The following is a 15623-nucleotide window of genomic DNA, read 5'->3' as shown; positions in this document are numbered from 1 at the left end:
TTATTCCTCTTCTTTTTGTATTATTTGTTCATCTATAACTTCCATATTGTTGCGCATGGCATTAAAATAAGCCGCGCGACTCAAAGGTTCGTATTCTTCCTTTTCGCCTAACATCACTAGCTTGTCGTTAGCCGCTTTTCTAAAACTATAATGCGCCAAATTTCCTGTGCGAGTGCATACCGCATGAACTTTAGTAACATACTCGGCCGTAGCCATAAGTGCTGGCATAGGGCCAAAAGGATTGCCTTTGAAATCCATATCTAATCCAGCTACGATAACACGTACCCCAGCATTAGCCAAATCGTTACAAACTGCCACAATTTCTTCATCAAAAAACTGTGCCTCATCGATACCAACCACATCACACCCCTGTGCTAAAATTCGAATATTTGCTGCTGCAGGAACTGGGGTCGAACGAATTTCGTTCTTATTATGAGAAACTACCATTTCTTCATCATAACGCGTATCTATGCTTGGCTTAAAAATTTCAACTTTCTGTTTAGCAAATTGAGCTCTGCGTAATCGACGGATTAACTCCTCGGTTTTTCCGGAAAACATTGAACCACAGATTACTTCAATCCAACCAAACTGTTCTTTAGGGTTTACGGTATTTTCTAAAAACATTTTTTAATTTTATAATGATAAAAATGAATAGTTTTTATTACTTTGTAACTGAACAAAATTATTAAAATAAGACGGTCTTTTGACAGCCTACTTAATAAAGTTATTAATAAATTTTAATTCCTTCAACACTAAAAAATTAAGTCAAATGAAATTTTAAAACACTCCATTTTTTGTAGTATTTTTAAAACAAATTAAGATTTCATTTTAAAGTAAAACACAAATAAATTGCAACAGATGAAAAAGAAATTGGAAGCCGAATTAATCAGTATTGCACACCGCGTATTACAATTAAAGCACAAAGACGATATTCGTGAATTGCATCGTGAAGCGCAAAAGCTTTATGAAAAACTTTCTATTTTATTATTTGTTGAAGAAAACTTGGGTGAAGTTAAACCTACCATTGGTTTAAAAGAAATTGAAGACAAGTTAGAACACGCTTTTGACTATGATGATAAAGTAGTAGTGGCACAATTAGCAGAGGAAGAATTAGACGAAATCATCGAAACTAAATCGGTAGAAAGTTTGAAAAAAATTGACCCGAAAATCGAGGAAATTCAATCGCTTGAAGCCGCAGAAGAAGATAAACCTTTAGCAGAACTATTCATGGCACCTTCTCCGAAAATGGTAGAAAGCACTCCAGAAGTTATAGCCCCTATAATCGAAGAAAAAACTGAAACTACTGAAACTGTTTCAGAAACACCAACTGTAGAAACACCTACTGCTGAAATCAAGCAAATTTCTATTGACGATTTGCTAACTCAAGTGGCACAAGAACCAGTGTTTGAAAAAAGAGACACTCTTGTTCAAGAAGAAAAAATACCAGTAGAAATTCATAAAATCCTTGAAGAAAAGGTAGAAGAAACTAAAGCAGAAATCCCAGTAGTTGCAGAAACAGTTAAAGAAACTGTAAAAACTGAAAATTTTGCGAGTTTTATCCCAGATTTCAAAGAAATCACATTTGAACGCGTGGTTGAAAAACCCATTGCTAACCTGAATGATAAAATGACCAAAACGGCTGGTTTGTCTTTAAACGACCGTATGGCATTTGAAAAAAATCTTTTTGACGGAAGCACCGAAGATTTGAATCGTGTTTTATCGCAATTAGAAACCTTTAACAATTATACGGAGGCCAAAGAGTTTATTGACGAAATGGTAAAACCAGATTATAACGAGTGGGCTGGCATGCAAGAGTTTGAAGAACGTTTTATGGAATACGTACAAAGTAAATTCGCCTAATGGCTTTTTATGATTTGAGCATAGAAGCACGTAAGCAAACAGTCGGAAAAATATATTCCGACTGTTTGCTTTCATTCCAAAATAAGAACATGGAAATGCTTTTGCCTCATTTCGAAAACGAAGACACCTATATCCGTAAAAACGCTTATTTATCTGTTGGAAAAATCTATACGAGTCAACTTTTTCTTCAAAAAGACATTATCAACGAACTCGCTACTTTATATACACATTCCGATGAAAAAGTACGCCAAACCGTAATCAACTCGGCAGGTGAAATAGGAAAATACTATTTTGAAGATGTCGTTTCTTTTTTTGACCAAGGATTGTTTGATGTGCATTATTCGGTACGTAATGCTGTGATAGGTTCTATGAAAAAAATGGGTGAGAAAAATCCTAAACCTGTTTTAGAATGGTCTAAAAAATACCTGCATCATCCTGAAAAGGAAATCCGAAGAGAAATTTGCCACGGAATCGAACTACGCGGACGTACGCATCCTGAGGATGTATTGCCGCTACTCGAAGAATTGCAATTTGACGAAACCAAACGCGTACGCACCACTTTAGTACATGTTTTAGGACAAATTAGTTACAAAAAGAATTGTCTTGAAAAGGTGATAACACATTTAAACACTTGGAAAAATAACGCCTTAGTACACGATGCCATAGATGAAATTGTAGATGTACACAGCGAGAAACGATATGCCAAGTTTACCGCACTCACCCAACAAGAAGTTATTGATTATATTGATAAAAATTTAGTCGTTACAAAACCGACAAATCCCTAATATTACACTTATGAGTAAATTATATATCGTTCCCACGCCCATTGGCAACTTAGAAGACATGACTTTCAGAGCAATTAGAATTCTAAAAGAAGCCGACTGTATACTCGCAGAGGACACGCGCAACAGCGGTAAATTGCTAAAACATTTTGAAATTGCTACACCTATGCAAAGCCATCACATGCATAACGAACACAAAACGGTAGAGCATATTGTCAAGCGTTTGCAAACTGGTGAAACCATTGCTTTAATTAGCGATGCGGGAACTCCAGCCATTTCCGACCCTGGATTTTTATTAACCCGTGCTTGCGTGGAAAACGGGATAGCAGTAGAATGTTTACCCGGCGCAACGGCATTTGTACCCGCATTAGTAAACAGCGGATTACCCAACGACAAATTTATATTTGAAGGTTTTTTACCCGATAAAAAAGGACGCCAAACCCGTTATTTAGCGTTAGCCGAAGAAACACGTACTATGATTTTATACGTGTCCCCTCATAAATTAGTAAAAACATTAGGTGAATTTGTTCAATATTTCGGTGCTGAACGTCAAGTAACCGTATCCCGTGAACTGTCAAAACTACACGAAGAAACTGTTCGTGGAACCGCCGAAGAGGTTTTAAAGCATTTTGAAGCCAAACCTCCCAAAGGTGAAATCGTAGTGTGTGTGGCGGGGAAAAAGTAGGTTTTGTTTTAATAGACGCTATTCGGCTTAAAGTTCTGAACTTAAAGGGGATGGTAATTGTATTTGAATTTTTGCAAACATTAAATTGTTAATTTTTTTTATTGCTTGAATCTAAGTTTTTATTAATTTCTAAAAGAGGAATTTAGTACCTAAGAATCATCCCCATTGCTTTCCCTTTTGCTAACTCATCGATGAGTTTGTCTAAATATCGAATTTGTTGCATCAATGTATCTTCGATTTCCTCCACACGATAACCACAAATCACGCCTGTAATTTTAGATGCATTTGGGTTTATTTGTGGGGCTTGACCGAAAAAGGTTTCAAAATCAATTTTAGTAGCAATGATTTCCTCTAATTGTGCTTGACTATAACCAGTTAACCAACAAATAATGGTGTCGACCTCTACTTGTGTACGACCTTTCTTTTCCGCTTTAGTAATGCAATGTGGATAAACGGAAGCGAAGGGCATTTTGAAGATGTGTTGGAACATAGCTATTAAAAAAATGTAATTAATTTTTAAAATTTCGTTAAAAAATTTCAATTAGGTCAAACTGTAAATTTGTAAATGCCTAAATTACTCGAAAGTATGATTAATTGACTTTTTTTTATTTTTTCTATGTCTTTTTTTCCATTTGTATTATTTTCATCAATGAGATAAAAGGTGTTTATATTTAATTTACTTTTACTAAACTTATCTGTTTTCAAATACAGGGCATAATTTCTATTTTTATATTTTATAAATATTGGTATGTCAGATTTTATAAGTAAAGATATTTTTTTTGAATTAATTTTTTTGAAAATATAATTGATAGTATGGTGTAATTTGTATGGATTTATTTCTGATGGGTGGAAAGTTTTAGAATTATAAATTATATTGTTTGAAGATATTTTTGCAAAATGTCTATTTAAAATATGAATTAAAGTGCCATAATTGTAATATATATTAATTCCTTTTAAATTTAAAATAATTTCTTCAGTACCAATATTCTCAATAATTTTTAATGATTCAATATGAACATGTTTCGATCTAAGTAAAGCTTTAAAAATATCTATTTTTAAATTTTATGAAAGATTATTGTCAATGTAATCTATTAAGTTTTTTTTCTTGATGTTATCTCGGGTTTCTTTAGAAAGCAAAAATAAATTTTTGTTAGTATGATTTTCTTTTATCATTTCTAGAGCCCATTCTCTAGCTATTTTTTCTAAGTATTTTTTATCAATTTTTTTTTCATCATCATTGATAGGAATAAGAATATTTAATTTTTGACATAAAAAATTGAATTTATCGAAGTTACTTTGATTAAATTCTTCTTGATTTATTTCGAATAGTAATTTATAATCAATGATTTCTGATGAATTGATGTTTAAGTTGTGTTTGTAATATGTTTCAGTAAAACTTAAATCAGTATAATAAATGAGGTATAGATGACGGAATTTGTAGTTTGGGAAAGCTTTATCATCCAATTTGTGGATGTTTTTAATTTCCCTCAAAAAATAAAGTCCTAGTATTTCTTCTTCTTCAAAAGTTAAAATTTTATTATCTACATATTTATTGTATATTTTGGTTAAAATTTTTTTAGCTTCAATGGGATTTTTAATATTCATGTAAAATCAATATTTTAAATAAAATATTAGTAAGTTAAGAATAATTGATATTTTATTCAAGAAATCTACAAAAAAAAGCGGTCTTACAACCGCTTTTCCTTTTATTTATTTTGATTCTCAATCCATTTTCTAGCATTGACAAAAGCTTCTAACCAAGGCGAAACTTCGTCTTTTTGACCTCTTTCTGGATAGTGTGCCCAGTTCCAAGGGAATATCGAACGCTCAATGTGTGGCATCATGACCAAGTGACGTCCTGTGGTGTCGCACATCATAGCAGTGTTATAGTCAGAACCATTAGGGTTAGTAGGATAACCTTCGTAAGCATATTTACCTACAATATTGTATTTGTCCTCACTGTACGGTAATTTGAATTTACCCTCACCGTGCGAAATCCAAACGCCTAAAGTCAATCCTTCTAAAGAAGACAACATCACCGAGTTATTCTTTTGAATTTTTACCGAAGTAAAACCACTTTCGTGTTTGTTAGAGGTATTATGGTGCATTTTGCCGTGTACTTCGTGTTCTGGATTAATTAACTCTAATTCCATTAACAACTGACAGCCGTTGCAAATTCCAACCGATAAAGTATCTTCTCGTTTGAAGAAGTTTTGTAAAGCGGTATTTGCTTTTTCGTTGTATAAGAAGGCACCTGCCCAACCTTTTGCCGAACCTAATACATCGGAGTTAGAGAAACCACCCACAGCTCCAATGAATTGGATATCTTCAAGAGTTTCACGACCCGAAATTAAGTCGGTCATGTGCACGTCTTTTACATCAAAACCAGCTAAGTACATCGCATTGGCCATTTCACGCTCAGAGTTACTTCCTTTTTCACGGATGATAGCCGCTTTAGGACGTGCACCCGCTGGAATTTCAGGTTTTGCTCCATTAAAGTTGGCAGGGAAAGTAAATGCTAACGGTTGGTTTTTATAGTTCGCATAACGCGCTTCTGCCATACCGTTGCGTGATTGTTTTGTGTCTAGTAAGTAGGAAGTTTTGTACCAAGTATCTCTTAACTGAGCCACATCAAAATGGAATTGGTCGTTGAAGTTTTTGATTGAAACGGTGTTTCCTTCAGTAACGGTTCCAATTTTGAATGCTTTTACATTGCGTTTTGCAAAAGCTAAATCGATAGCATCATCTCCTAAATTAGATTGGAACACTACCCCAATATTTTCGTTGAATAGTGCTTTTACCGTATCGGCTTCGTTTAATATTGTTAAATCAATGGTTGCGCCCACATTTACATCGGCAAAACACATTTCAAGTAAAGTAGTAATTAAACCACCGCTACCTACATCGTGTCCCGCACTGATGTTTCTTTCTTTGATTTGGTTTTGGATTTCGTTGAATGCTTTACGCACATAAACAGCATCTTTCATCGTTGGTACTTCATTACCAATTTTATTTAAAATTTGGTAGAAAGAAGAACCGCCTAATTTAAAAGTATCTTGTGAAAGATTGATATAGTAAATGTTACCGCCGTTTTTCTTAAGTACAGGTTCAACTACTTTAGTAATGTTTGAACAGCTTCCCATAGCCGAAATAATTACCGTTCCTGGCGCAATTACTTCATCATTAGGGTATTTTTGCTTCATAGAAAGCGAGTCTTTACCCGTTGGGATATTGATGCCTAATTCGATAGCAAAATCCGAACAACCTTTTACTGCTTCGTACAAACGAGCATCTTCACCTTCGTTTTTACAAGGCCACATCCAGTTTGCGGATAAGGAAACTGATTGTAATCCGTCTTTTAAAGGAGCCCAAACTAAGTTGGATAACGCTTCACCAATCGCATTTTTAGAACCTGCCACTGGGTCAACAATTGCGGCTACTGGTGCGTGACCAATAGAAGTTGCAATACCTTCTTTGCCTTTATAGTCTAAGGCCATTACCCCCACATTATTCAATGGTAATTGTAAAGGACCCGCACATTGTTGTTTCGCTACACGTCCGCCTACACAACGGTCAACTTTGTTGGTTAACCAGTCTTTACAAGCAACGGCTTCCAACTGTAGCATTTGATTTAAGTAGTTTGGAACATCAGCAACAGTATAATCAGGATTTGAATAGTTACGATTAATCTTTTTATCCGTCATAATCGTTTTAGGCGAACTACCAAAGAAATCCTCTAAAGCATAATCCATTGGTTTTGCACCCGTTGTTTTTGATTCAAATGTGAATCTATGGTCATTCGTTACATCACCCACAGTGTACATAGGCGAACGCTCTCTTTCCGCAATACGGTTTAGTGTTTCGATGTCTTTTTCACCAATGACTAATCCCATACGTTCTTGAGATTCATTACCGATGATTTCTTTAGCCGAAAGGGTAGGGTCACCTACTGGTAATTTATCTAAATCGATATGTCCACCTGTAGCTTCTACTAATTCTGATAAACAGTTTAAGTGTCCACCAGCGCCGTGGTCGTGAATCGAAACAATAGGGTTATTGTCACTTTCAACTAAACCACGAATGGCATTAGCGGCACGTTTTTGCATTTCAGGATTCGAACGTTGAATAGCATTTAATTCAATTCCTGAACCAAAAGCACCTGTATCAGCAGAAGATACCGCAGCACCACCCATACCAATTCTATAGTTTTCACCCCCTAAAATAACGATTTTGTCGCCTGCTTTAGGTTCGTGTTTTTTAGCTTGTTCTAATTTTCCGTAGCCTATACCACCCGCTTGCATGATTACTTTATCGAAACCTAATTTGCGAGCCTCTTCTTCGTGTTCAAAAGTTAAAATTGAACCTGTAATAAGCGGTTGGCCAAATTTATTACCAAAATCGGAAGCACCATTAGATGCCTTGATTAAAATATCCATAGGAGTTTGGTACAACCATTTTCTTTCGTCCATTGCATTTTCCCAAGGGCGATTTTCCTCTAAACGTGAGTAAGAAGTCATGTACACCGCTGTACCAGCTAAGGGTAATGAACCTTGTCCACCCGCTAAACGGTCACGGATTTCACCTCCTGAACCTGTAGCGGCGCCGTTGAAAGGTTCTACCGTGGTAGGGAAATTGTGGGTTTCTGCTTTTAAGGATAATACCGATTCGAATTCCTTTTCTTGGTAAAAATCAGGTTTGTCAGCACTTTTTGGGGCAAACTGAACAGCTGTAGGACCTTTAACAAAAGCTACGTTGTCTTTATAGGCTGAAACAATCTCGTTAGGATGTGTTTCAGAAGTTTTTTTAATTAATTTGAATAGGGAAGTAGGTTGTTCTTCACCATCAATGACAAAAGTTCCATTGAAAATTTTGTGACGGCAGTGTTCTGAATTGGCTTGCGAGAAAGCAAAAATTTCAGAATCGGTTAGTTTTCTTCCAATTTTAGTAGAAAGATTATGTAAATATTCCACCTCTTCTGGGCTTAAAGCCAAACCTTCTTGTTGGTTGTAAGCTTCAATATCTTCAATTTCCAGAATGGGTTCCGGTTGAATATTGATGGTGTAAATTTCTTGATTTAACTCCGAATATTTTTGTGACAACATCGGGTCAAAATCAGCGAAATCTTCGGTTACCTTTTGGAATTCTTCGATACGAATAACTCCATTGATTCCCATATTTTGAGTGATTTCAACAGCATTGGTACTCCAAGGAGTCACCATAGCGGCACGAGGACCAACAAAAAAATCCGCCAATACGGATTTTTCTATTTTATGTGCGTTGCCAAAAAGCCAGTTTAATTTGTTGATATCTTCTGTCGATAATTCGTTTTGCGTTTGAACGGCAAATACAGTGTTGGTTGAGTTACCAAAAAAATGAATCATTGTTGTGTGTTGTTGTTTTGCAATGCAAATTTACTATTTCGATTTTGAATAATAAAACCTTATTTAAAAAATTATTGACAACTGTCTATAGGCAGTATTTTCCAATCGTTTTTGTTAAAAAGACTATTTTTTTTATCAGGAAACTTGGTACGCACTAAAGTTTCATTTTCTGAAAAAGGAGTTGTACTATTATTTTCTTGACCAAGTATGTCTACTAATTCAGATTTATAAAAGAGTGCAATTGGATCATTTCCATTGAAAGCTAAGGCGTCGTTTCCTGTAGTAATCTGTTTTTGGGTTTTGCAATTTAATTTTGATTTTGCATAGACAATTAAAAGCGTCTCTTTCGCCTTTAAATTTCCTTTTAATAGGTAACCTTTGTTCCAATTGCCTTTTCCATTGACTTGTTTTCTGATTTTGTATTCGGTTAAATCAATAGTTTTATTGGTAACATTGGTGATAGCCAAAGCTTTGTTGTGTCCGCTTCCTTCAATATATAGGGAAAAATAGACACTTGAAGAGGAAGGTTTAAAGGTAGAATTTGTTTTTTTAGTTAAAATAGATGCTTCTTTTTTAACGGGTTTCTCTTTTGTTAGTAAAGTTGGCGAAGTCATTTTTTTATTCGACACTTTGATTTTTTCGGGTTGATTTTTAATGGCCAATCCACCCCATATTTGTGCAACAAACTCGGGATGATCTATATACGGGTTACGATTCCCTTGACGCTTATAAATAGCATTGTTTCTAGCAATCTCGCTTGCACTTACAGGATCGATTTGATGCCAATTAATAAGCATCTTTTTAAAACTTTCTGTAAATACTTGATCATCGGAACCATTAAACATTTCGTAACGAAAATGGGCTACTTTATCTTCATAGCAAGTAGCAAAGTAAAAATACATTCGGGCAATATCGCCTTTAAATTCGTCTATGGGTTCAAAAACTAAGCCATCGTAACCATTTATTTTACTACTGCCGAGTTTACCTCCGTTTTCAGAAGTCCATTTAGCATTTTCTACCTCTCCATGTGGGTAACTACTACGCATACCGTTTACTTTTCCATCTGTAGGTGGAATAAAATGGGCATCAGAAACCATGGGAGATGCCGAATTGAACGATGATTGTGGGATAATATGTTCCCGATTATAACAGTCGCCTTCTTTGCCATAGATACCACATTGATCTGAACCCAATTTGTAAGTATAAGGGTCTTTTCCCTTAGGGTTTTCTGAATAAATGTCCAAAACGGTTTGGTCTTTTTCGTAAAATGCATCAACGTCTGAGGTTTTGTAGGTTTGCCACAAACCACCGTAACCTAAGTCTTTATGTTTACTGATTACTTTATGAAGTTGGGTTTTTAATGTATAGCCCGTGCCATTTACGGTATTGTAATAATCTTTAGGGGCTTGTGCTAAACAAGTGGTCGATAAAGTTATGAAGAGTAGACGTTTCATTTAAACCATTTTTGTGGAATAAATATATAAAAAAAAGTGGCTTTTATTTAAAAACCACTTTTTAAAATTTTAGTATAAACTTGGATACTTTGTTGGATTCGATTCGTTCATGATTTCATAAACCTTCTCAAAAATATCTTCGATTGAAGGTTTTGAGAAATAATCACCATCCGTACCATAAGCAGGGCGGTGTGCTTTAGCTGATAAGGTTTCTGGTTGGCTATCTAAATGTTTGTACCCTTTTTGTTCTTCTACAATTTGTTGTAAAATGAATGCAGCAGCGCCACCAGGTACATCTTCGTCAACGATTAACAAACGATTTGTTTTTGCTAACGATTTTACGATGTCATGGTTAATATCGAATGGCAATAACGATTGAATATCGATAATTTCAACATCAATACCTACTTCTAATAATTCTTTTGCTGCTTGTTCAACTAAACGTAATGTAGAGCCATAAGAAACTATCGTGATATCTTTACCTTCTTTTAGCGTTTCAACTACTCCAATTGGTGTTTTGAATTCTCCTAAGTTGGTAGGCATTTTTTCTTTTAATCGGTAACCATTCAAACATTCAACTACTAAAGCCGGTTCATCTGTTTGTAATAATGTGTTATAGAAACCAGCTGCTTTAGTCATGTTTCTTGGTACTAAAACATGAATACCACGAATCGCATTGATAATCATTCCCATAGGAGAACCTGAATGCCAGATACCTTCTAAACGGTGTCCACGGGTACGAATGATTAATGGTGATTTTTGACGTCCCGCAGTACGGTATTGTAATGTAGCTAAATCATCACTCATGATTTGGATAGCATACAATAAATAATCTAAATATTGGATTTCAGCAATCGGACGTAAACCTCTCATTGCCATACCTATCCCTTGACCTAAAATTGTAGCTTCACGGATTCCAGCATCACTCACGCGCATTTCTCCGTATTTTTCTTGCATCCCTTCTAAACCTTGGTTTACGTCACCAATGTTACCAGAATCTTCTCCAAAAATTAAGGTTTCAGGATATTTTGCAAAAATGGCATCAAAGTTATCACGAATTACCAATCGTGCATCTACTTCCTCAGCAGTTTCATCGTACGTTGGTTTTACTTCACTTACTGCAAAAACGTTTTGTGCCGATTGTGAATATAAATGTGAACTGAATTTAGGTTGAATTTTGGCGGTATACTCAGTAATCCATACGGCTAATTGGGTTTTACCACTTTCTAGAGCCACCATGCGTAATACTTTTCTAGCCGTAGTAATAATATCTTTACGGATAGGTTCTTTGATTGCTGCTAAATCATTAGCGTATTTTTCAATGAAAACTTTGTTTGCAGATGATGCAGCAACTGTTTGTAAAACTTGTACTAATTCGTCTCTTTCCGCTTTGATAGGTGAAGTAAAGTTAGTCCAAGCGGCTTTTTTACCATCTAAAACATCTTTCTTAGCTTGCGAATCGATTGCTTCTAATTCTTCGGTGGTAGCTAAGTTGTTTTCTAATAACCACTTACGCATTTGCGCTAAACAGTCAAATTCAGTTTCCCAAGCCAAACGCTCAGCCGATTTGTAACGTTCATGCGAACCTGAAGTAGAGTGTCCTTGTGGTTGTGTTAACTCATCAACGTGAATCAATACCGGAACGTGTTCTTCACGAGCTATTTGTGATGCTCTTTGGTAGGTTTCTACTAGGGCAGGGTAATCCCAACCTTTCACGTTCATAATTTCATAACCATTTGACTCTTCATCTCTTTGGAATCCTTTTAAGATTTCAGAGATATTTTCTTTAGTGGTTTGATAACGTGCATGCACTGAAATCCCATACTCATCATCCCAAACACTCATTACCATGGGCACTTGTAATACCCCAGCAGCGTTGATAGTTTCGAAGAATAAGCCTTCTGAAGTGGAAGCATTTCCAATAGTACCCCAAGCTACTTCATTTCCTTTTTTAGAGAAATTAGTAGTATCTATACCTTCTACGTTTCTAAATATTTTTGAAGCTTGCGCTAATCCTAACAAACGTGGCATTTGACCAGCTGTAGGAGAAATATCAGCACTTGAATTTTTTTGTTCGGTTAAGTTTTTCCAGTTTCCGTTTTCGTCAAGCGAGTGTGTTGCAAAATGCCCACCCATTTGACGACCAGCACTCATGGGGTCAAAATTGATGTCCGTGTGTCCATATAATCCCGCAAAAAACTGCTCGATGTTCATGGCGCCAATAGCCATCATAAAAGTTTGGTCTCTATAGTAACCTGAACGGAAATCTCCGTTTTGGAAAGCTTTCGCTAAAGCTAGTTGCGGAACTTCTTTTCCGTCTCCGAAAATTCCGAATTTAGCTTTTCCAGTCAATACTTCTTTACGACCTAGTAAACTACATTCACGGCTGATGCGTGCAATTTTGTAATCGTTTAAAACTTCTGTTTTAAAATCTTCAAAAGTCAACTCTTTTTTTTCTACTACTTGTGCCATTTTATAAAATGTGAATAGGCAAATTTAATCAAAATACGGTTACTTTTTTATTATATTTCAAAAAAATAAATTTAATTATTCGTATTTTTAAGCTAATTATTGATTATTGTGTTGAAATATGTTTATTGAAAAATGGATAATACTGTTTTAAATTTATTTTTTTTGATTTTTTGTTGCCATTAAAACCATTTTCTATTAAAAATGCCTAATAAGGCAGAAGTACTAATTGTGAATTGAAATCGTAATTTTTCATTATAGTTTTTCTGACCAATTTCCCAACCGTTTTTTGAATATACAGGACAAAATACTTCAAAATAGCCTGGCACTATATTAAAGTGGATGCCTGTGTCAAAGACCCATTGTGGAGCAGTAAATTTGTATTTATAACAACCTACATCGCCATATAGTTGTATCCATTTCCAAAGTGATGAAGTTAGGTTGATACTGGTTAGCCATTGGTTCGCATAAGGATTTGCAAATTTTGATTTAAACCCACCTTCGGCAATAATAATTTGCTGTGAAAAAAAACCTTTGGTTTCATTTCTGCCATAAAAGGAATAGTCAAATAAATAATCCTTTGGGCGATCCAATCCAAAGCTGTAATAATCGGTATTAGTATGATTGTAAAGGAAAAATCCACCATAAAAACGCATCCCAAATTGATAATTGTTCTCAAATAATTTGTGAAAACTTACTTCATTTACCCATTTTCCCATTGAATTGCCTAGTTGTAAATTTGTAGTTACATTGTAACTTTTTGCTGTTTCTGAGTTTCCTAGGCTGAAACGTGTATCAAATATTGCATACTTTAAAGGGATGGTCTTGTCTATTAAAAAAGGACTATCTTGTTTGTTAACAATTACTTCTCTAAAAGATAATACCTTGTATTTGTTACTTGCTATTTCTTGTGTTCGAAATCGAAATACTATAGAAGGCGTTATTTTAGTATAAGAAGCATTAGGTAGATAGTGGAAATATGAGCCTGACAATGAGAAACGCGTTTGAAAATTGCTGACATTTTGGCGGTTTAAAATATAGCTAAAATAGCCCGAACCAGTCATAGATTGTGTGTTTGTGGAATAACTTGGACTAAAATCGTAATTATAAATTTTGTTAATTAATCCTGTATTGTTGAATGTGACTGAAAAAACAGATCCATCATAAACATTATAAGTATATTCTGGATAATAGAATATTTGATTACAGTTTTGATTTTCAATGTCTTGATAAAAAGTGAATTTTAAAGGTCGGTTATAGCCTAATTTTCGTTTTACGTTTATAAAATTATTTGTTTTGTTAACTTCAGGAAACAAATTATCGTAATTAAGTGCTAAATGATCGACTTCCTTTTTAGAGAATGTTAATGTCGTGTCAATAGTGGCATTGGGTGTAATCCATTGTGAAAAAACCTTGTTTTTGTTTTTGAAACCTGTAATTTCAAAAGGTATTTGCGAATGTTTTCTGTTTTTTATTTCAATATTTATTTGGTTGTCCTTTCTATGGGTAGTACCAAAACTATAATCTACAGGCGTATTTCCAGCAAGGAGTTCGTTAAAAAACCAATCTATTTTTTTGGGACTATTTTCTTTTAGGAGTTTTTCAAAATCATTCAAACTAGTTGATTGATTGGTGTTAAGAGTTATAAATTCGGATAGTGTTTTTGCTACGGTTTGATCCTGTAAATAGTTATCTAAAAATTTTAGAGTTAATCCAGCTTTGTAGCGTACGGCAATTTGCTCGTTAAATTTTACTAACTTTTCTTTAGATTCAAGTAGCGATTGATCCAAATTTTTTCTTGCTGATAGCAGATAGGCTAAATAATATTGATCATTAAAGTTAGCTTTTGCAATTTCGTAGTTTTTAATTAATTTATACTTCGATAAGTTGCCAATAAGGTGTAAATTAGGGTAATTTTCTTCAATATAATTGTATATCACATAGCTTTGAATAGCATCTAATAAATAATGATCTTTTCTAAAATTGATGTTTAAATTAGCTTTTAAATAATTTTGAGTGTAAACTTTCAAAAATTTTAATTCATATAAAAAAGCGTTTGAAAATGGACTTAAGAAAGCGGGGAGTTGGTTCAATCCGTAAAAAGGGTTGCGTTCGTATTCAATTTGTGTGATTAATATTTTTTTTGTTTTTCCTTTGCCAAGATTGCGATGAATATAGTTAACTATTTTATCTATAGCAACCGCTTTTTCTAAAGTGCTTATTTTAGTACTCTCAAGATTGGTTGCAATTTCCATATGATCAGTACTGAAATTCTCAAAATTTGATGTTTTTTCTATGGCAAATTCAAATTCTTTGCAATTCAGTATTTTGAAAGTATTTTTTGTAATTTCAGACAAATTTGTTTGTATGTTGTAATTATCGGCTACTTCAAAATGAATTTGTAACTCTTGTATATCTTCTAAAAAGGCATCTTCGAGGTTTTCATTGCTATAGTAAATTGGACCTGATGGGGTGTTTTTTGCCATCATGATAAATACATCTTTTAAATAAAAATTATTCTTATGGAAACCCCATTTGGTGAATTTTGAATCAGGAACTTTAATCTGATAGTTTAGTTCAATTTCTATCGAATCGTTAGTTTTTAAATCAGGTATATCAACTTGAATTAAGTCAATTTGATTGTTATTTCGAGTCCAAAGTGTGTTTTTTTTGTTTATTTTAATGAAATTCAGGGTAGTATACCCTCTTTCTGATTCAGTAGATAAATGGAAATTTCGTATAAATTGATTCGAAAAACGTTGTCCTAAAGCCGTACGTCTGTTGCTATAACTATGATTCCAGTCGTTAAAAACAAGATTTTTTATAGTATTAGTAGAATTGTTTTTAAAATTTATATGTTGGGTTACCTCTAGCGTTTTATTCTCAGGATTTATTTTAACGTTCATCAAAAGGTGTTGCTGTGCTTGTGCCATAAGTGAGATAAAGACAGCGAGAAATAACGAAAAAGATTTTTTTGATTTCAAAATGAATG

At 34.3% G+C, this 15623-nt stretch carries 10 protein-coding genes; 3 read left to right on the top strand and 7 right to left on the bottom strand.

What is annotated here, in order from left to right; all coding sequences use genetic code 11:
* Positions 1 to 624: a thymidine kinase gene (locus ACQY29_RS11130; RefSeq protein ID WP_428225256.1), complete on the bottom strand. Its 624-nt coding sequence runs from the start codon at positions 622 to 624 to the stop codon at positions 1 to 3.
* A gap of 234 nt (positions 625 to 858) precedes the next feature.
* Here ACQY29_RS11130 and ACQY29_RS11125 point away from each other — a divergent pair, with 234 nt between their 5' ends.
* From ACQY29_RS11125 to rsmI, 3 genes are read left to right on the top strand one after another with little or no spacing between them, the layout of a single operon-like run.
* The gene (locus ACQY29_RS11125) at positions 859 to 1860 is read left to right on the top strand and encodes a hypothetical protein (RefSeq protein WP_428225255.1); all 1002 of its coding nucleotides are present in this window, start codon (positions 859 to 861) and stop codon (positions 1858 to 1860) included.
* Positions 1860 to 2645, top strand: coding sequence for a HEAT repeat domain-containing protein (locus tag ACQY29_RS11120; protein WP_428225254.1), 786 nt, complete (start codon positions 1860 to 1862; stop codon positions 2643 to 2645). Before ACQY29_RS11125 ends, ACQY29_RS11120 begins: the two co-directional genes overlap by 1 nt.
* Positions 2646 to 2655: 10 nt before the next feature.
* Complete coding sequence (rsmI, locus tag ACQY29_RS11115) at positions 2656 to 3327, top strand: 16S rRNA (cytidine(1402)-2'-O)-methyltransferase (RefSeq protein ID WP_428225253.1); 672 nt, start codon at positions 2656 to 2658, stop codon at positions 3325 to 3327.
* A 142-nt stretch (positions 3328 to 3469) separates the two neighbouring features.
* Here the strand turns inward: rsmI and ACQY29_RS11110 are convergent, their stop codons facing one another.
* The 6 genes from ACQY29_RS11110 to ACQY29_RS11085 all read right to left on the bottom strand — a co-directional run bounded on the left by ACQY29_RS11110 (position 3470) and on the right by ACQY29_RS11085 (position 15537).
* Positions 3470 to 3817 carry a DUF2200 domain-containing protein gene (locus tag ACQY29_RS11110; RefSeq protein ID WP_428225252.1) on the bottom strand — a complete coding sequence of 116 codons (348 nt, stop codon included), beginning with the start codon at positions 3815 to 3817 and terminating at the stop codon, positions 3470 to 3472.
* A gap of 572 nt (positions 3818 to 4389) precedes the next feature.
* The gene (locus ACQY29_RS11105) at positions 4390 to 4932 is read right to left on the bottom strand and encodes a hypothetical protein (protein WP_428225251.1); all 543 of its coding nucleotides are present in this window, start codon (positions 4930 to 4932) and stop codon (positions 4390 to 4392) included.
* Between the two features lie 101 nt (positions 4933 to 5033).
* On the bottom strand, positions 5034 to 8708 hold the full coding sequence (purL, locus tag ACQY29_RS11100; RefSeq protein ID WP_428225250.1) for a phosphoribosylformylglycinamidine synthase: 3675 nt from the start codon (positions 8706 to 8708) through the stop codon (positions 5034 to 5036).
* A 71-nt stretch (positions 8709 to 8779) separates the two neighbouring features.
* Positions 8780 to 10162: an endonuclease gene (locus tag ACQY29_RS11095; protein ID WP_428225249.1), complete on the bottom strand. Its 1383-nt coding sequence runs from the start codon at positions 10160 to 10162 to the stop codon at positions 8780 to 8782.
* A gap of 69 nt (positions 10163 to 10231) precedes the next feature.
* Positions 10232 to 12634 carry an alpha-ketoacid dehydrogenase subunit alpha/beta gene (locus ACQY29_RS11090; protein ID WP_428225248.1) on the bottom strand — a complete coding sequence of 801 codons (2403 nt, stop codon included), beginning with the start codon at positions 12632 to 12634 and terminating at the stop codon, positions 10232 to 10234.
* A gap of 179 nt (positions 12635 to 12813) precedes the next feature.
* Positions 12814 to 15537 carry an aminopeptidase gene (locus ACQY29_RS11085; protein WP_428225247.1) on the bottom strand — a complete coding sequence of 908 codons (2724 nt, stop codon included), beginning with the start codon at positions 15535 to 15537 and terminating at the stop codon, positions 12814 to 12816.
* Between the last annotated feature and the right edge of the window lie 86 nt (positions 15538 to 15623).

This window comes from Flavobacterium sp. (genome assembly GCF_965262375.1).
GTDB lineage: Bacteria > Bacteroidota > Bacteroidia > Flavobacteriales > Flavobacteriaceae > Flavobacterium.
This window is presented reverse-complemented; position numbering and strand designations above follow the sequence as displayed.